General features: G+C 69.2%; 14 protein-coding genes. 4 read left to right on the plus strand and 10 right to left on the minus strand.

From position 1 onward, the window contains the following. Window positions 1-34: 34 nt before the first annotated feature. Window positions 35-1,435, minus strand: a complete 1,401-nt coding sequence (locus tag ND450_RS10830) for a radical SAM protein (protein WP_253326003.1) — start codon at window positions 1,433-1,435, stop codon at window positions 35-37. Then, window positions 1,435-3,951 (minus strand): glycosyltransferase, encoded by a 2,517-nt coding sequence (locus ND450_RS10835; RefSeq protein WP_253326004.1) that lies wholly within the window; start codon window positions 3,949-3,951, stop codon window positions 1,435-1,437. The genes ND450_RS10830 and ND450_RS10835 overlap by 1 nt, the downstream gene beginning before the upstream one ends. 185 nt (window positions 3,952-4,136) lie before the next feature. Here ND450_RS10835 and ND450_RS10840 point away from each other — a divergent pair, with 185 nt between their 5' ends. Continuing rightward, entirely contained in the window at window positions 4,137-4,979 is an 843-nt protein-coding gene (locus tag ND450_RS10840) for a hypothetical protein (protein ID WP_253326005.1), read from the plus strand. Here ND450_RS10840 and ND450_RS10845 read toward each other — a convergent pair. After that, window positions 4,976-5,203, minus strand: a complete 228-nt coding sequence (locus ND450_RS10845) for a hypothetical protein (protein ID WP_253326006.1) — start codon at window positions 5,201-5,203, stop codon at window positions 4,976-4,978. The two genes, ND450_RS10840 and ND450_RS10845, sit on opposite strands and share 4 nt — an antisense overlap. 134 nt (window positions 5,204-5,337) lie before the next feature. Continuing rightward, window positions 5,338-5,730, minus strand: coding sequence for a hypothetical protein (locus ND450_RS10850; protein ID WP_253327897.1), 393 nt, complete (start codon window positions 5,728-5,730; stop codon window positions 5,338-5,340). Between the two features lie 126 nt (window positions 5,731-5,856). On the opposite strand from ND450_RS10850, the gene ND450_RS10855 reads away from it, so the two are divergent. Beyond that, window positions 5,857-6,618 (plus strand): NYN domain-containing protein, encoded by a 762-nt coding sequence (locus ND450_RS10855; RefSeq protein WP_253326007.1) that lies wholly within the window; start codon window positions 5,857-5,859, stop codon window positions 6,616-6,618. A 464-nt stretch (window positions 6,619-7,082) separates the two neighbouring features. Here ND450_RS10855 and ND450_RS10860 read toward each other — a convergent pair whose 3' ends face one another. Beyond that, complete coding sequence (locus tag ND450_RS10860) at window positions 7,083-9,935, minus strand: BTAD domain-containing putative transcriptional regulator (protein WP_253326008.1); 2,853 nt, start codon at window positions 9,933-9,935, stop codon at window positions 7,083-7,085. Window positions 9,936-10,125: 190 nt separating this feature from the next. Here ND450_RS10860 and ND450_RS10865 point away from each other — a divergent pair, with 190 nt between their 5' ends. After that, window positions 10,126-11,316, plus strand: a complete 1,191-nt coding sequence (locus ND450_RS10865; protein ID WP_253326009.1) for a hypothetical protein — start codon at window positions 10,126-10,128, stop codon at window positions 11,314-11,316. Then, window positions 11,313-11,663: a hypothetical protein gene (locus ND450_RS10870; RefSeq protein WP_253326010.1), complete on the plus strand. Its 351-nt coding sequence runs from the start codon at window positions 11,313-11,315 to the stop codon at window positions 11,661-11,663. Before ND450_RS10865 ends, ND450_RS10870 begins: the two co-directional genes overlap by 4 nt. Here the strand turns inward: ND450_RS10870 and ND450_RS10875 are convergent. The 5 genes from ND450_RS10875 to ND450_RS10895 all read right to left on the minus strand — a co-directional run bounded on the left by ND450_RS10875 (window position 11,579) and on the right by ND450_RS10895 (window position 17,872). Then, window positions 11,579-13,678: a tetratricopeptide repeat protein gene (locus ND450_RS10875; RefSeq protein ID WP_253326011.1), complete on the minus strand. Its 2,100-nt coding sequence runs from the start codon at window positions 13,676-13,678 to the stop codon at window positions 11,579-11,581. The genes ND450_RS10870 and ND450_RS10875 overlap by 85 nt on opposite strands. Window positions 13,679-13,685: 7 nt before the next feature. Then, complete coding sequence (locus ND450_RS10880) at window positions 13,686-14,303, minus strand: helix-turn-helix domain-containing protein (RefSeq protein WP_253326012.1); 618 nt, start codon at window positions 14,301-14,303, stop codon at window positions 13,686-13,688. A gap of 366 nt (window positions 14,304-14,669) precedes the next feature. Beyond that, a complete protein-coding gene (locus ND450_RS10885) occupies window positions 14,670-15,749 on the minus strand; it encodes an SGNH/GDSL hydrolase family protein (RefSeq protein ID WP_253326013.1) in 1,080 nt (359 codons plus the stop codon). A 280-nt stretch (window positions 15,750-16,029) separates the two neighbouring features. Beyond that, entirely contained in the window at window positions 16,030-17,052 is a 1,023-nt protein-coding gene (locus ND450_RS10890) for an LLM class flavin-dependent oxidoreductase (RefSeq protein WP_089928045.1), read from the minus strand. 46 nt (window positions 17,053-17,098) lie between these two features. Continuing rightward, entirely contained in the window at window positions 17,099-17,872 is a 774-nt protein-coding gene (locus ND450_RS10895; protein WP_253326014.1) for an HD domain-containing protein, read from the minus strand. Window positions 17,873-17,887: the final 15 nt, after the last annotated feature.

Raw genomic sequence — 17,887 nt, forward strand, 5'->3', positions numbered from 1 at the left:
TTGGCCAGTACCGGCCCCCAGTCAAGGTCCCCGGTCACAGCTCCGTGTTGATGATCGCCTCCACCAGCACCTCGCCGTCCTCGGTCAGCGCCACTCCCCCGTCGTCGACGGAGACGAGCCCGCGTCCGGCCAGGGAGGCGAACTTCTCGCGCCACGGGCTGTCGTGCAGCGACCTGCCGAACCGCGCCCGGTGCAGGTCGTCGCGCACCGGCTGCAACGTCGACAGCGCCATCTTCACCGCCCGCGCCTCCCGTGCGGTGGCGTCGAACCCGGTCGCCGAGCCGAGCGGCACCCTGCCCTCGTCGACGGCCTGGGCGTAGTTCTTCCAGTTCACGTCGGTGATCGCCTCCGAGGTGCGGCAGCTCGAACTGCCGCCCAGGCCGATCGCGACCTCGGCCTCCTGCTTGTCCTGGTCCACCATGATGGACTTCCACTTCTCCGGACCGAGGCCGTCGCGGGCGAAGTACATCGTGGGGTGCTCGGTGTAGCCCGCGGCCCGCAGGCCGTCCGTCAGCACCTCGCGCATCAGGTACTGCTCCTGCAACGCCGGCCAGAAGTGCCCGTCCCGCACCAGCTTCTCGCGGTACTGCGGCAACTGCCACGGCGCCGGCTGCTCCCCCGCCACCCCGGTCCTGGTCTCCGCGTACGACTTGAGGTGCAGCTTGGTGCACACCACGGCCGTGACCTCGTTCTCCAGCACCACGTCGAGGTCGCGCCGGACGCTGTCGACGGTCTGGTCCAGCAGCCCGTACATGAGGTCGATGCTGATCCACTCGAAGCCCGCGGCCTGCGCGTTGCGCACGAAGTCGACGCACATCTGCGACGAGTGCTCGCGGCCGCACTCGCGCAGCACGTGGTCGTCGAACGACTGCACGCCGCTGGAGAGCTTGGTGCAGCCCAGTTCCCGCAGCGTCTCGAGCTTCGCCGGCGTGAACGTGCTCGGGTCGCCCTCGAAGCGGATCGTGGTGTCGGCGGTGAACCCGAAGTTCTCCCGGTAGAAGTCGAGCAGTCGCCGGATGTCCCTCTCCGGCAACAACGACGGGGTGCCGCCGAAGACGTTGAACTCGCCGACGGGGGCGTTCGCGAGCTCCGGCACCCGCCGCAGCCACAGCCGCGCCTCGCGGATGTTCCAGTCGACCCACTGCGAGAGCTTCTCCTCGTTGCGCCCGCCCTTGACCAGCACGACCGGGTACTGGCAGAAGCGGCACTTGTAGGCGCAGGTGGGGATGTAGGACCAGAGGTGGATCGGCGCCGTGGTGGCGAGCTGGTCGCTCAGGTCGCCGAGGAAGTCGTCGACGCCGTAGCCGGGCACGTTGCCGGGGAACACGTGCGCGCCGAACGGGTCCTCGGTGACGTAGTCGAGCAGGTGCGCGTTGGCCGGTTCCTGCAGCGCGGCCCACACCCTCGGTTCGGAGTCCGTCAGAACACGGGTCATCAGAACACGCCTCCATTGCCGAAGTAGTTGTGCGCCTCCCCCGACTCCCGGTCCTCGCAGTAGTACTTCACGAACTCGGCGAACCGCGCTTCCGGCACGTCGGCGAAGCACTCCGGCAACGACGGCGGGAAGCCGACGTCCTCGCCGACGGTGGCGCGCAGCCTGGCGAAGATCTCGTCGCGGAACTCGAGGTAGAGCCGGTACGTCGGCGTCTTGTAGGAGTGGATCGGGACGAAGTCGACGACGCTCATCTCGGCCTTGATCTCCGCGATCCGCGCGCCGAGCCGTGCCGCCAGGTCCTCGCCGAAGAACTCGACCACCGCGTCCTCGTCCAGGAACGACGGCGTGAGCAGCACCGGCAGGATCGTGTTCTTCGGCGTGAAGTCCTTGATGGAGAACTCCCACGCCTGCACCGCCTCGGCCTCGGTGAGGTCGGCGGTCTGCGGTGTCTCCGGCGCCTCCGGCCGGATGTCGCGCATGACGATGATGCCGTCGCTGCCGTACGCGCGGCCGGTGATCACCTCGTCGATCGCGTGGTTGACGCGGCGCGGGTTGATCTCGACCCTCGACTTCGGCGCGTAGGCGATGTCGTGGCCGGAGCCGCGGACCCGGATGCCGAAGTCCCAGTCGTCGGACAGGTGGTTCACGAACCGCCCGTTCTGCAGCTGGTAGAAGATCTCGATGCCGCCGACGTCCTCGTACGCGTCCCGTTCGACGGCGAAGCCCTTGCCGTCCGGGAAGCCGCCGAACAGCGAGAACGTCACCGCGCGACAGCGCAACGTGCGCTGGATGGCGTCCCACAGCCGTGGCCTGCCGACGAAGTGCTCGGCGTTGTAGTAGTAGTCGCACACACCGATCGCGGCCTTGTCCTCGTCCATCACCGCCAGCAGTTCGGTGATCCACCGCTTGTCCACCCGGCAGTCCGCGTCGGCCGACAGCAGGTAGAACCGCTCGCCGGGGTCCTTGCGGTGGCGGCTGCGGCGCACCGCGAACTCCATGCCCGCCCTGCGCGCGCACGCCACACCCTGCTCGCGTTCGCTGATCACGTGGATGTCGACCGGTGAGGTCTCGGCGAACCTGCGCGCGATCTCGACCGTGGCGTCCGTCGAGTTGTTGTCCACCAGCACGATCTCGTACGTGCCGGGGTCGACGTCCTCCTGATCGCGCAGGGACAGCAGCACCGCCTCGATGTTCGCGGCCTCGTTCAGCACCGGCAGCACGACGCTGGCCCGGACCTCCGCCCCCATCGCCGGCGGGAACAACGTGCTCACCAGGTGGTCCGCCTCCTCACGGGTCTGCGTGCCGAGCTGCCGGTTGTGCGCCACCACTTCCGCCCGCCTCTCCGCGTTCGTCATGAGCTCGTGCACCTGCCGTGCGAACTCCGCCGTCGGCAGGTCGTGGTCGAGGATCTCGAGCACCGGCGCCTCGAAGCCCGCGTACACCGTGTCGTAGAGGGCGTAGCGGCTCGCGATGTACGGCACGCCGGCCGCGATCGCCTCCCCGATGGGGTTGCCGTAGCTCTCGTAGTCGTACGACGTCAGGAACGACACGACGTCCGCGTGCGCCAGCAGGTCCCGCACCGAGAAACCCGGCCCGGCCGACTCGCACGGCTCCAGCACACCACCGAAGACAACGTTGACGTCGAGCTCCTCCGCCAGCGCCCGCAGCCTCGCGGTCTCGGCCGGGTCCTCCTCGGTGTCGCCGGCGACGAACAGGCAGGTGCCCGGCAACCGGGCCAGCAGGTGCAGGTCCCGGTCGATGCGCTTCTGCGGGATGATCCGGGTGCACCGGGCGATCAGCCTCGCGTCCGGCGCGATGCCGTGGTGCTCGCGGAAATCCGGCCGGCCGGGACGGCTCGGCGGGGTGAAGGTGTTCGGCAGCACGTCCAGGTTGCGCAGGTGCGGCATCCACTCCAGCGTGCGCCGCCTCGCCTCCTCGTGCAGCGCGAAGTAGTGGATGTGCGGCGAGTTCACCATCGGCGGCGTCGCCGGGTAGGGGAAGCTGCCGTACTTGGCGGGCTCGCTCTGCCACATCAGGTCGTGATCACGCCACAGCACATATCGGCCAAGATCATGTCTCGCGCCATAGGTCGCAATGGCCTCGTAGAGCGCTTTCGTGTAGGCGACGTTCTCGGGAAGAGTGCCGTTCTCGACCATGACGAGCTCGACGCCCCTGTCCTCCCAGGTCCGCACGATCGCGTCGGCCAGTGCGGCGGTGACCCGATCGGTGTCCGGCGACTCGTCCCGGCGCACCGATTCCAGCGTCGCCGCCACGAATTCCCGGTCGTACCCGGCAATGCCCGCCACGCCGTCGACGCGGTCGAGCACCACCCACTCCGGCACCCGTTCGTGCCGGTATTCCTGGAAGAAACGGCCTTTGTCGGCCTTGATGTCGTACCCGAGGTCGAGGTGGACCCGATAACCGCGGTCGGTGAAGGATTTGGCGGTTTTGAGGAATTCGACCACCACGCCGGACATGGCCGTGGCATCGAACGACACACCCCAAAGCACCGGCATGGGCTGCTCCGTTTCGAGTGATGTCACTCTCATCCGAACCTAGCACGAAAGCGCTTACCCGCCAGTTCGCGTCTCAATCGGCACAGCGCGCGAAACCGTTCCGAAGCAATCCGTTCCCACGGGTTTGGACCCTCCGGGGGCGGGTAGCTGATCACGGGATTGTGGATCACCCGTCGGAGGCGCTCATGCTGTTGCCCACCGCCCGCGGACCGCTGAGCGCCGGCGTCATCGCCGCTCTGCTCGACGTCGGCCAGAACCCGCCACCACCGGCCGTCGACGACCCGGAGGGCGCGGACTTCCAGCTGGCGCTCTGGATCGCGCTCGAGGACGGCTTCGCACCGGAACCCAACGAGCACCCCGAGGTCCTGCGCTGGCGGGCGGAACTCAGCAGGCACTGGACGGCGGCACTGCGTGGGATGACCACGCCGGCGGTCCGCGCGGCGGGCGGCGACACGGCCTCACCCGCACGGATCGGCGACCACCTCATCAGCCTGGTGAGGACGGGCCACACCGCGCTCCACTCGTTCATCGAGACCAAGGCGACCGCCGCGCAGATCGGCGAGCTCCTCACCGCGAGGTCGCTGACCGCCGTCGAACGCGTGCCCACCGTCGCGGTGGCCGCGCACAACACGATGCGCGTGATGAGCAACGCGGACACGGCCACCGCCGCCGGCCACCGGGCGGCATCGGCCGCGCTCTCCCTGCTGTCCGAGCGGAAACTCGCCGCCGGCCTGCACCGGCTGGGCCTCCCGCACCCCGCACCGCAGGAGGTCCGGGAAGCCGCCGAGGAGAGGTGGACCCGCGAGCTGGCGCTGTGCCGCGACCACCTGTCCGCGCACCCGGCCAGGACGCAGGACCTCCTGCACGCCGCGGCCGCCGCCGTCGAGGTGGAGGCCAGGCTGTGCCGGCACCTGCTGCGGTGCTGGACCCAGGCGACCCCGGTGCTCGGACCGCAGCGGCCGGTCGCGGTGACGGTCATCGGCGGCGAGCGCGTGCTCACACCACCGACGAAGCTCGGAACGCCTTAGCCCGGCGGGAAGGCGCGGTGGATCAACGGCAGCAGAACTGACCGCGGCGCCGCCACCAGCGCGTGGGTGTGGAGCACCCGGCACAGGATGACGTTCAGGAACAACCGCTCCGGCTCGTTCTCCGCCTCGGCGAGCCCGCGGTGCTCCAGGTAGGCGGCGACCACGCTCCCGTTGTGCGCGCGGTACCAGGCACGAGCCGTCGGCCCCGTGCGAACGCCAGCCACAACGCGGCCGTGTGCGACGACGGCGGGCCACCCAGCCCGCCGCTCAACGCCACCGCCTCACACCCATCGCGCACGATGCGCTCGTTCACCGCGGGCCACCACGGGCTGCCCGACCCCGGCCGCGGCCTCCGCGACTAGAAGTCGTCGGCGCTCGTCAGCTCATGCTCGACGACGTCCGCACGGCCGACCAGCAGCTGCAACGGCCGTTCGAACTCCTCGCGCACGCTCAGGTCCTCCAGCGGTGCCACGTGCTTGAGCAGCGCGACCCCGTCCACCACGGCCGCCCCGCCCACCTGGGACTCGCCGGCCAGTTCGAGGAACCGCAGGAGGTCCACCTCGGAGGCACGGCCGACCGGGGAGGAGATCTCCACCCACGCCGTGCCGTCCCCGTCCGCGATGTGGTGCACGGAGACCTGCTGGGTGCGTTCGCCGTCCGTGTCGAGGCGGAAGCGCAGCCAGGCGTCCGTCTCCTCCAGCACCTCGTAGCGCAGCCGGACATAGTTGATCACTTCGACCCAGGACGTCACGCCCGGTTCCGCCTCTCTCACGTGCGCCTTTTCTGACACCACCGTAGTGCTCCGCCACGACGTTCGCGCCGCTTTGGACGATCGTGTCGGACAGTCCGCCGCGCACCCGCCCCGTACGATCCGGCCGTGGCCACAGCCAATGACAACGCCGTGAAGCTAGCCGTGCTCATCGACGCGGACAACGCCCAGCCCTCGATCACCGAGGCACTGCTGGCCGAGATCGCGAAGTACGGCACCGCCCACGTCAAACGCGCCTACGGCGACTGGACCGGCACGAACCTCAAGGGCTGGAAGGACCACCTGCTGGCCCAGTCGATCCAGCCCATCCAGCAGTTCGCGTACACGACGGGCAAGAACGCGACAGATGCCGCGATGGTCATCGACGCGATGGACCTGCTCTACTCGGACCGCTTCGACGGCTTCTGCATCGTCTCGAGCGACTCGGACTTCACCCGCCTCGCCGCCCGCCTGCGGGAGTCGGGCCTCACCGTCTACGGATTCGGCGAGCGCAAGACGCCCAAGCCGTTCGTGGCGGCCTGCGACAAGTTCATCTACGTCGAGAACCTCGCCCACCCGGAGGACTCGGCGCCCGAGCAGGCGCCGCTGGAGAGGAGGCCCTCGGTCTCCGCCGCCCAGCTCAAGGGCGACGCCGCCCTGGTCAACCTGCTGCGCAACGCCGTCGAGGCCGCGTCCGACGAGGACGGGTGGGCGTTGCTGTCCGCCGTCGGCAGCATCATCACCAAGCAGCGGCCCGACTTCGACTCCCGCACGTACGGCTTCGCCAAGCTCAGCGACCTGGTGAAGGCGACCACGCTGTTCGACGTCGACCGTCGCGTTCATGGCGGGGGCAAGCAGTTGGCGATCTTCGTGAAGGACCGTCGTCGATGATTTTTTTCAGCTAACACTGAAGCAATAGGGACGACCGTAAGTGCACCGCCGCGTGGTGCCCGCCGGAAGCGGGCACCACGTCGAACAGTTCGCGATCCCGCGCGTCTCCTGGGATTCCCAGCTCAGCGGAGTGACACAGGGCGAGCTGCATGCCGGCGGGTCTTCACAACGACGAGGCAGGCACTGCGGGACACATCGCCTCAACTCGGCTTGCCGACCGGCTCCACGCCGGACCGACAGGCCCTGTCAGGTCAACCGACAGGGCACTCACGTCACAGGGAGTGACCGCACTTGATCCACCAGGGCCAGAAGATGGTCTCGCCCTGAGCGCTCATGGTCGCTTTGAGGTTGGAATTCACGCGGATGATCGTAGGGGCGTGCTTGTGCTGCCCCTCCGTCGGGGGTGCCGGATTCAGCTGCTTGAGCTGGCCGTTCCGCCGTTCGGATCTCGGCGATGCGGCCGTTCAGTCGATCTTCAGGCCCAGGTGCTCGCGGAGCGTGTCCCGCAGGAGTCCCTCGGACGACGGACATAGGTCCAGTGCCCTCATCCACGCGGCGACAGCTGCCTCCGGGTCACCCAGAGCGGTGAGCAGGTGCCCGGTCAGGTGAAGCGACTTCACGGCTGTGTGGAGTTCGTGCAGCTCCTCAGCGAGGGCGGCCGCCTGACCGGCGTGCTCCCGCGCCTCGTCCAGCATGCCGAGGTCGTACTCGATGGCCGCTCGGGTGCACTGCGCCTTGCAGGTCTCCACGCGGTCCCCGGTGGTTCGGTGCGCCCGCAGTCCCTGGAGGCAGTACTCGAGCCCGATCTCCGGCTCGCCCAGTTCCTGGTGCAACGCGGCGAGCGCGGTGAGGGTCGCGCCCTGCCCGCGCACGTGCCCGATCTCCAACCGGATCCTCAAAGCCTCCACATAGGACGCTCGCGCTTCGGCGAACTCACCCAGCCGGTGCAGGGCCATGCCGATGCGGTGGAACTGGTAGGCCTCACCCTCGTGCAACCCGAGCCGGCGGTGGATCGGGAGCGACTCCCGGTAGTACCGGAGCGCCGTGCGGTCGTCGCCGCGTTCGAAGTGGATGATGCCGATGTTGTTGAGGCTCACCGCTTCGCACCACTCGAAGCAGGTCCGCCTCGCCATCGCGAGGTTCACCGCGAACTGCCGGTAGGCGTCGTCGATCCGGTGCACGTTGAGGTACAACAACCCCAAGTTGTTCCTCGTGCCCATCTCGGCCTCACCGTCGCCGGTGGCTTTCGCGGACTCCAGCGCGATCTCGTGGCAAGCGAGCATGTCGTCGTGGTACCCCGATCTCTCGGAGACCTCGTGCAACGCCGCGGGCAGCCGCCAGGCGTACTCGTGGAACCCGCTGTCGGCCGCGAGTCGCGTGACGGCGACGATGTTCTCCCGCTCGATCGCACACCACTCCAACGCCGCCTCGTCGGAGGAGAAGATCATGCGATCCACCACGACGCACGAGGCGGGCAGCGGCGGCACGCGCGGGCTCTGCGGGGACAGCACGGTGAACACCTCCATGGCCGTCTCCGTGTACCAGGTCAGCAACCGCTCGACTGCCTGGCGCCGCTCCCCCGGCGCGTCGATCTCGTGGGCGCGTTCGGCCGCGTACTGGTGGAGCAGGTCGTGGAACCGATACCGGTCGGCGATGTCGTGGTCCAGCAGATGCACCCTGGCGAGGAGCCTGAGGCACCGGTTCGCCCAGGTGGGCGTGATACCGGCGAGGGCGGCGGCGCTGTCCCCGTGCAGGCGAGGTCCAGGATGCAGCCCGACGGCTCGGAAGACCCGTGCGGTGTCCGGCGCGAGCGCCTGGTAGGACCAGGAGAAGACCGCGTCCAGGCTCTGCGCCTCCTCGTGTCCCGAGATGAGCGTGCGGTGCGCCCGGAACTGCCCCGCGAGTTCCGTGAGCGTCTCCAGTGGACGGTCCGCGACGTGCTGCCCGATGATCTTCAGCGCGAGGGGCAGTCCTCCGGACAGGACCACGAGCTCGTCGAGCCCGCGCCTGTCCTGTGCCGCGCGGTCCTGGCCGATCATGCCCTTCAGGAGGTCGACGCACTCGGCGTGCGGGAGTTCCGGCACGGCGACTGCGTAGGCTCCTTCGTTGATCACGAGTTCCGGCAGCCGGTCCCTGCTCGTCAACAGGACGAACGCCTCCCCCGCCGCGTCCAGCAGAGACCGCACCTGCTCGGCGTCGCGCACGTTGTCCAGCACCAGCAGCACCCCTCCCCCGGCCAACGCCCTGCGCAGTGCCCGCGATCGGTGCTCGGCGGCGATCGGGATGTGGTCCACGGGCACTCCGAGCCGCTCGAGGAGCAGCGACAGCGCGTTGTCGGCGGTGAGCGGCTCGTCAGGTCCGTAGCCCCTCATGTCCAGCAGCACCCTGCCGCCCGCGAAGTGCTCGCCGTGCTCGTTCGCCCAGTGGACCGCCAATCTGGTCTTGCCCACGGCGGGCATGCCGTGCAGCACCACGGCGGGCGGATGCGCGTACGTCCGCGCGTCCAGGAACGCGTCCAGCCGGTCGAGCAACGCCACCCGTCCGGTGAAGAGCCCGCGCACTCTCGGGAAGTCGTACGCCGGCGGTGTCGGGCCGGCCGCCCGGACGTCTGCTTGCGGCGTTTCGAGCATCCTGCTGTAGAGGCGTTCCAGTTCGAGTGCCGGCGGGTTGCCGTACTCGCTGAACAGAAGCCGCCGGAACCGCACGTAGAAGGCCGTCGCGCCGTTGCGGTCGCCCAACCCCTCCATCGCCAGCATCCGGAACCGGGCCAGTGTCTCGTCCAGGGGGTGCTGCTCGCTCAGGGGCACGAGTCGGTCCAGGACCTCGGCGTGCTCGGACAGCCTGAGCTGAGCTTCGAACAACGCGTGGTACGCCCGCAACAGGTCGTTGGCCACCATGGCGGAGCGCTTTTCCCTCCCCCAATCGCCACGGACGTCCGCGAGCGGAATTCCACCCCACAGGCCGATGGCCTCGAAAAGAAGTCGCTTCGCCCGTGAATGATCACCGCCCGAGTTCGCGGCCCGCCCGGCGGCCACCAGGCGCCCGAAGCGGTGGTAGTCGACAAGATCAGAATCGAGGTCGAGACGATATGCGTCGCCCTCCCTGCGAACCCGGAACTGGACGCCGGAATTGACAAGCGCTTTTCTCATTCTGCAGATCTGCACCTGCAGGTTCTTGCGCGCACTGACCCGCTCCCGATCCGGCCAGAGGACCTTGACCAGCGTCTCCACCGCTACCGGACGAGCAACGTTGAGCAGCAGCACGGTCAGCAAAGCACGCTGTTTCAACGCGCCGAGGTCCGCGGATCGCGTACCCACGCGCAGAGTGGTAGGCCCGAGGATCGTGAACACCACAAAGCCACCTCCCCCCTCCCGTCAGAAATCCTAACGGCGATCGCCAACGACGAGGAACGTTTCTGCAATCGAACTGCAAGCTCACTGGCAAATGTCACCCGGATGCTCTCCTCCAGCTCTCGAATTTCTCTTCGATCTGGAAAGCAGGTCAGGCATGGGCGCAACGGAGTGGCTGGACGTTCCCGTGGGGATCAACGCGGCACGACGCGTCACGCGGCAGGACTGCCGCACGGTGCTCGCCGTCGGACACACGGTCACCAGCTGCGAGCGGTTGCTCGAAGCGGTCGAACTGCTGGAGTCCGACTGGCGCGTGCAGGTGGTGTGGACGCAGGCGCCCGACGCGTTCAGCAACGGCGTGTCCGACTTCCTGCGGGCGGCCGGAGGGGTGGTGCTGCCGTGGGAGCAGGCCAGGCGGCAGAGTTTCGACCTGGCCCTGGCCTGCGCGTACGGCTCGCTGAACCAGCTGCACGCACCGGTCGTGGTGATGCCGCACGGAGCGGGGTACGCGAAGGGCAAGGTGGTCTCCGGGACGACACGTCCCTACGGCCTCGACAGCCAGCGCCTGCTGCACAACGGGAACCCCGTGGCGCGGTTGGTCGTGTTGTCGCACGAGAAGCAGCTCGACGTGCTGAGGGAACAGTGCCCGGAGGCCGTCGGCGTGGCGGAGGTGATCGGGGACCTCTGCTACGACCGGCTCGTCGCCAGCATCCCGTGCCGCGACTCCTACCGCGAGGCGCTGGGCGTCACGCCGGAGCAGGAACTCGTCGTCGTGGCGTCCACCTGGGGCGCGACCTCGTTGTTCGGCATGCACCTCGAACTGCTGCCGCGGTTGCTGACCGAACTGACACCGGACCGCTTCCGCACAGCGGTGCTCGTTCACCCCGCCGTGTGGTTCGGGCACGGTCCGCGACAGGTGCGGGCCTGGCTGTCCGACTGCGTCGACGCCGGGCTGCTGGTGTTCCCACCGGACCTCGACTGGCGGGCGGTGCTCGTGGCCGCCGACCACGTTCTCGGGGACCACGGTTCCACGGCGACCTACGCGGCGGCGATCGGCAAGCCCGTTCTGCTCGTGGACTCCCCGCCCCACCTCGCGGTGGCGGACACAGCGCCCCAGTCCGTGCTGGCAGGGCTGGCGCCGCGGCTGCGGCTGGACCAGCCGATGCCGGCACAACTCCGGGCCGGCGCCCGAGCCGCGGCGGCCGTCGCGCCGGCGGTGTCCTCCCGGCCCGCTCTTGCTGCGGGCAACCTGCGGCGGGCCTTCTACCGGCTGCTCGGGCTGTCCCAGCCGGGATCGCACCGCGCCCTTGCCCCGGTGCCCGTGCCGCACGACTGGCGCCGGCCGTGATGCCGGACCCCGTCGTGCTGGACGCGGTCGACGGCCACCTCCCCCGGGCCTGTGCCCTGGCGGACGTCATCCGGATCGTCGCACCCCGCGTGGACCTCGGTTGGGCGCTCGGGGTGTTCGCCCAACTGCCCGGTCTCACGCTGATCGTCGTGGAGTTGCCGACCGGGGATTCCGTGTTCGAGGCGCGGCAGACCAGGGTGTGCACCGCTCGCACGCGCACGGGGCTGATCGCGGAGGTCTACCACCGATGGGTCCGTGCCGGTCAGTCCAGCGCGACCAGCCGTTGCCGTGCGACGTCTGCCATGGACGAGCCCAGCGACCGGAACGCGTCTTCGGCCGACTGGTAGTGGGCACGCGCACGGCCCACGTCTCCCTCCAGACCCGCGATCTCGCCGAGGGCCAGCCGCGCCTCGGCCTGGCCGTTGACCGAGCCGAGCGAGGTCATCGCCCGCAGGCCCTCTGCCGCCGCCCCCTCGGCGGCGGCGAGGGAACCGGTGCGGCACAACGCCACCGCTGACGCGATCACTGCCCGCGCGGCGTTGTAGGGGTCGGAGTCGGCCGCCTCCGCGAGGATTCGCCGCGCCCGGTCCAGCCGGGGAACGGCCTCCAGCGGCCTGCCGAGATCGAGCAGGACGAGTCCGAGGTTGACCAGCGTCAGCCCGACGAGCCGCGGTGCGCCGAGTTCCTCCGCTGCCGCGGCGACTCGTTCGTACTGCGCGCGGGCGTCTGCGAGCCGCCCTCTGTCCCAGTGCAGGCGCGCAGCACTCCTGCCGGTGTCGCACAGTGCGCGGTGGTCACCGATCTCGGACCACAGCCGCATCGACGTCTCGTACTCGCCTTCGGCCTCGTCGTACCTGCCCGCGATCGTGTAGGCCCGGCCGAGTCTCTTGCGCATGTCCGCCTCGGCGAACGCCTGGCCCCACCGCCGCGCCGCCTCGACACCGAGCTCGTCCACGACCAGCCGGTCACGATAATGCTTGTGCAGCAGGAAAAGTGGCCAGAGAACATCCGCCAGGTGCCACGCGAGTTCAGCGAATCCCCGCTGCAGCACCGCCTTGCCGACGGCGATCAGGTTCGGCCGCTCCAGTTCGAGCCACGCCAGCGCCTCGTCGCGTCCGTCGAACGAACGCACCTCCCGCGGTGGCACCGAGTGCACGTAGGGAGTGCGCTTGCGGTACGGGGTGAGGACCTCGTCCGCCTTCCGCGCTGTCGCGAGATACCACTCCGCGATGCGCCGGAGGGTCGCCGACACCTCCTCCTCGGGCTCTTCGAGCACGAGGCGCTGCTGGGCGTGCAATCTCAGTAGGTTGTGGAACCGGTGCCTCTCGGCACCGCACTCCTCGATCAAACTCGCCTCCAGCAACGAGTCCAGGAGCGCCTCCGCGTTCCCGCCCACCACCGCGGAGGCGACCTCGGCGCCGAACTCACCGTCCGGATGCACGCTCAGCCGGCGGTACAGCGCCGCCGCGGCGGGCGCGAGCGCCTTGTACGAAAGATCGAAACACGCCTGCACCGACAACTCCCCCGAGGAGGTGAGCCTCGCCAGTCTGGACTGCTCGGCCGCGAGTTCGTCGTACATCCTGCGCACCGGCCACCGCGACCGGAGCAGCAGCCGCGCGGCAGCGACCCGGATGGCGATGGGCATGCCCCCGCACAACGCCATCAGGTCCTCCGACCGCTTCCTCTCCTTCGCGACCCGGACCTCGCCGACCGTCGCCGTCAGCATGGACACGGCGGCCGCGGGCGGAAGCGGTCCCACCTCGACCAGGTGGGCGCCGTCGCTGACGAGCCCGGTGAGTCTGCTCCGGCTGCTGACGACCACGACACTCGCCGGTGACGCCGGGAACAGCACTCTCGCCTGCGCGGCGGAGAAGGCGTTGTCCAGGACGACCAGCAGGGCCTTGTCCGCGGTCAGCGACCGGTACAGCGCCGCCTGCTCGGATAGGCGCACGGGCACCTCGTCAGGCGGTGTGCCCAACGCGCGCAGGAACGAACCGAGTGCCGCCTCCGGATCCATCGGCTCGTCGAGGCTGAAGCCGTTGAGATCCACGAACAACTGGCCGTCCGGCACGTCCAGCGAACTCGCCCACTGGAGCAGGAGCGCGGTCTTGCCCACACCGGCGGGCCCGGTCAGCACGAAGATCGCGGGCCGGGCGGCATGAGCCGCCCGCAACGCGGCCTCCAGTTCCGCCAACTCGTCCGCACGGCCGGTGAACAGCGCGGGAGGAGCGGGCAGTTGGCGCGGGGTCGGCACGCGAGCGCGCTCGTGGACGTGCAGGTCTCCGGTGATCGTCCCGGCCTGCACGACGGTGCCGCGGACTCCCTCGGCGCGGTTCTCGACGACATCGCCACGATCCGGCACGGGCACCTCACCTACCGCCGGTGTGGGCTCCGCCCTGACCGCGCAGCTCGGTGCCCGCCTCCACGAGGAGCGCGCGCACGGTCCCGAACGCCAGTCCGTGCTTCTCGCTGAGCGCGCGAATGCTGATGCCGGTCTCGTACTCACGGCGAATCGCCATGCCGCCGCGCAACCTCAGCGGGTGATCGCTGCGCAGGTGCCTCAGGACGTCGCCGAGTGGCTCGCCGGCGAACGGTGACTCGACCTCGGCGGCCGGATCGTCGCTGCTGTCCACCTGTTCAGGGGTCACGCCGCAGAAGAACAACAACCCGTGCAACACCTGATCGGATTTCGGCGTCTGCGGCCGGATGCTCTTGGTGACATCCGCCAGAACCTGCAGCGGATGCGTTCCGTACAGCTTCGCGAGTCGCACCACGCGGGTCATCGACGGGCGCCAGGTGGCGTCCTCGAACGAACGCAAGGTGTCGGTGCTGACGCCGATCATGCTCGCGGCCTCTTCGCGGGCGAAACCGGAGTCCCTGCGCAACCGTTCGAGGTGCTTTCCGAGCGCGGGCTGGTACACCTCAAGATCGTGAAAGGAGTCCGGCCGGACGTCGGATTGTGATCTTAATTCACTGTCCTTCGGCATGGTCGGAGCCCCCCGGCCGTCAAGTTCGCACACCACCAGAAGTTCAGAATGATGTGTCCGAGGAACATCGCGCAAGACTTGCTCCGTGTTAGCAGGGATACTGTTCCACCTGCTCAGGCACACCGAACGACTGACGTTTGAGGAGTACGATCACGGGCAGGCCACGATCCGGAAGACCGGTCCGATGACAAGTCAAGAGTTTAGCCGGAACCTGGCTCGGTTTGTCAGCGGGACGCGTTACACGGACGAGTGGAGAATCTTGGGCCATTGTCAAGCGATTGTTCCGCTACCAGACCGACAATTCTCTGTCGCTTGTCAATGTGCCCGTTTTCCGCCGCGTCGAGGTAGGACGAGAACGCCGTGCTGTCACCAGTCCGGCCTCAGCCTCGCGATGTAGTCGGTCAGCAGCGCGGAGATCAGCCGGTGGTCCCGCTGGGAGAAGTGCCAGTCGCAGCCGAGCCGGTCCAGCGCGGGATCGGCGTAGTTCCAGTAGCGGACGCGGCTGTCGTCTCGCTCCTGCGCGACCTGCCGGACCGCGTCGGCGAAGGCGCCGGTCGCCTCCGGCACGCTGACGACGATCGTCGTGCGGGGGCCGTACCGGGCACGCAGCTCGTCCAGGAATCCGTGGTAGGCGGATTTGTACGCCGCCACCAGGCTTTCCGGCGTTGGCCACTGCTCTCCGGGTCGCAGCGCGGTGGAGAAGTCGTTGGTGCCGAGCCCGATCACGACCAGTTGAGGCCGCCAGGTTCCGGGGTTCTGCCACACGTCACCGTCGACGTTCAGCAGCGCCCGGTCGTAGTAGGAGCGGTAGCTCGTACCGGGCTCACCACCGTTGTAGTTGCGCACCATCCCGCGGCCGGAGAACGCGTTGATCTGGTAGTCCGCGCCGAGCGCACGTGCGGTGAGCGCGCCGAAGGTCAGATCTGCGTTGGTGTTCAGGTCTATGCCGCCGTTCGCGGAGCAGTCGCGCGTGGTCGACAGGTTGCCGTAGCCCGCGGTCAGCGAGTCTCCGATGAACTCGATCTGCCGGCTGCGAGCGGGTGGCTTGGGCAGCACGGCGCCGATGAACCCGCCGAACTCGCCTGCCGCCCAAGGACTTTCGGACCTCTTCACGATTCTCACGCGGTGCTCGGCGTTGGCGAGGTTCCGCACGCGGTAGGTGATCCGGCCGGGCTTGGCCAGGGTCGCGACGGTACGCCCGTCGACCTGCACGTCGTAGTAGCTCGCCGCGTCGTTGAGCGCGATGCCGACACCGGTGCCGCGGAACCTGCCCTCGAAGTAGACGCCCGGCCACGAGTACTGACCGAACTTCGTGACCCGGCCCGCGGTGTGCGCGTGGTCCAGCACGCCGGGAGCGGCCTGCACTGCCGGGGCTCCGACCAGGGCGGCGACGAGGACGATCAGTGCCGGGCGGAGTGACCGCCCACCGATGAGCGGTCGCGACATGGTTCGAAGCTGGCAGGACGTCCCGCCGTCGTCAAGGCGGAGAGCCTGGAACCCCTGTCAGATCGACGAATTCGATTCGTCGGGCCGTCGAACGACGGGGCGCCCGCGGCGTGCGGAGATCCGGGCGGCCTTCGACGACCGCATCGCCTCGCGGTCCAGACGGGTGGGAAGCACCTGGGGACTCCGAGTCCTGTCGGACTCGGAGTCCCCAGCCCACGACCTGACCACCACTCGATTGATTTTGGTCAACACTGAACCTATCGAGCGGACCAATGTGAGGTCAGCGCCAGCCGAGGCCCGGCGCCACGTGCGTGAGGATGTTCTCCAGCACGTGCACGTTGAAGTCCACGCCGAGCTGGTTCGGCACGGTCAGCAGCACCGTGTCCGCCTCCGCGATCGCCTCGTCCTCCGCCAGCTGCTCGACCAGCACGTCCGGCTCGGCCGCGTACGAGCGGCCGAAGATGGCCTGCTTCGGGCCGTCGATGAAGCCGATCTGGTCGGTGCTCTTGCCGTCGCCGCCGAAGTACGCGCGGTCGAGGTCGGTGGTGAGGGCGAAGATGCTGCGCGAGACCGACACGCGCGGCTCGTGCTCCCAGCCCGCCTCGGTCCAGGCCTTGCGGAACGCCCTGATCTGGTCGGCCTGCTGCACGTGGAACGGGGCGCCGCCCTCGTCGAACTTCAGGGTCGAGCTCATCAGGTTCATGCCGTGCTGGGCCGCCCACGCGGCGGTGCCGTTGGAGGCGGCGCCCCACCAGATGCGGTCGCGCAGGCCCGGTGCGTGCGGCTCGATGCGCAGCAGGCCCGGCGGGTTCGGGAACATCGGGCGGGGTGCGGGCTCGGCGAAGCCCTTGCCCTCCAGCACCTTGAGGAACAGCTCCGTGTGCATGCGGGCCATGTCGGCGTCGGTCTGGCCCTCGGCGGGCTGGTAGCCGAAGTGCCGCCAGCCGTCGACGACCTGCTCGGGTGATCCCCTGGAGATGCCGAGCTGAAGCCTGCCGCCCGCGATGAGGTCCGCGGCGCCGGCGTCCTCGACCATGTACATCGGGTTCTCGTAGCGCATGTCGATCACGCCCGTGCCGATCTCGATGCGGTCGGTCTTCGCGCCGATCGCGGCGAGCAGCGGGAACGGCGACGCGAGCTGCCGCGCGAAGTGGTGCACGCGGAAGTAGGCGCCGTCGGCACCCAGCTCCTCCGCGGCCACGGCGAGGTCGATCGACTGCAGCAACGTGTCGGCCGCCGACCTCGTCTGCGAGTGCGGGCTGTCCGTCCAGTGCCCGAACGACAGAAAACCGATCTTCTTCATGCCACCAAGATAGTTCAACTTTCAAGTAACCGCTGTACCGCGTCCGTCACGTGCGGCGGAGGAGCCTGTGGGTGCGCCGGACGGCGGCCAGGCGTTCGGCGCCGTTGATCGCGAGCGCGCGCACGACCGGGTCTTCGGGACCTCGGCGCTGCCGGATCTCGGCCAGCCTGCCCTGCACCGTCGTCGGCTGGCCGTCAGGACCGGTGCTCATGTCGCAGTACCAGAGGGCGTCGCGCAACCGGCCGCGCTGGTCGGCGAACTCGCGGAGGCCGTCGGCCAGCCCGACGAGCCCGGCGACGGCCGACGCGCCCGAGTGGTGCGCGACCAGGCCGCAGATGCGGCCCGAGACGCCCGCCCGGCGCAGGTACCGCGCGCCGTCGAGGGAGTGCAGGCCGGTGTCCTTCAACTCCGCCGCGTAACCGATGTCGTGCACCCACGCCGCCGCGACGAGCAGCTCGCGTTCGTCCTCGGGCAGGACTCGGGCCACGTGTTCGGCCCGGCGGGCCACTCCTGCCGTGTGCGCCCAACGGCGTGGCAGCTCCGCGGCGAGCAGGCGGCGTGCGGTGTTGCGGGCCCAGCTCGACAGGGTCGAACCCGTCGTCTCGGTGACCGGGAAGGCCCTCGCCGACGCCCGCACCTCGCGGGCCACGAACAGCGGCACGAACTCCTGCACCCTCGCGCCGCCGAAGCGGGCCCTGGCCCGTTCGATCCACTCGTGCACGAGACTCGGTGGCACGTCGTCGTACTCGCGGACCAGCTGGGACTCCAGCCGCCGGATCCGTTCGTCCGCCTGACTCGCAACTTCCGCCGTGGTCGTCACGCTTCCACCGTAAGC

Origin of the sequence: Lentzea sp. HUAS12, from assembly GCF_024125735.1 — a bacterium.
Lineage (GTDB): Bacteria > Actinomycetota > Actinomycetes > Mycobacteriales > Pseudonocardiaceae > Lentzea > Lentzea albida.

Coding starts and splice junctions, on each gene's coding strand:
- ND450_RS10885 (WP_253326013.1), bottom strand. CDS start 15,749: ATGTCGCGACCGCTCATCGGTGGGCGGTCACTCCGCCCGGCACTGATC.
- ND450_RS10890 (WP_089928045.1), bottom strand. CDS start 17,052: ATGAAGAAGATCGGTTTTCTGTCGTTCGGGCACTGGACGGACAGCCCG.
- ND450_RS10865 (WP_253326009.1), top strand. CDS start 10,126: ATGGGCGCAACGGAGTGGCTGGACGTTCCCGTGGGGATCAACGCGGCA.
- ND450_RS10840 (WP_253326005.1), top strand. CDS start 4,137: ATGCTGTTGCCCACCGCCCGCGGACCGCTGAGCGCCGGCGTCATCGCC.
- ND450_RS10880 (WP_253326012.1), bottom strand. CDS start 14,303: ATGCCGAAGGACAGTGAATTAAGATCACAATCCGACGTCCGGCCGGAC.
- ND450_RS10830 (WP_253326003.1), bottom strand. CDS start 1,435: ATGACCCGTGTTCTGACGGACTCCGAACCGAGGGTGTGGGCCGCGCTG.
- ND450_RS10835 (WP_253326004.1), bottom strand. CDS start 3,951: ATGCCGGTGCTTTGGGGTGTGTCGTTCGATGCCACGGCCATGTCCGGC.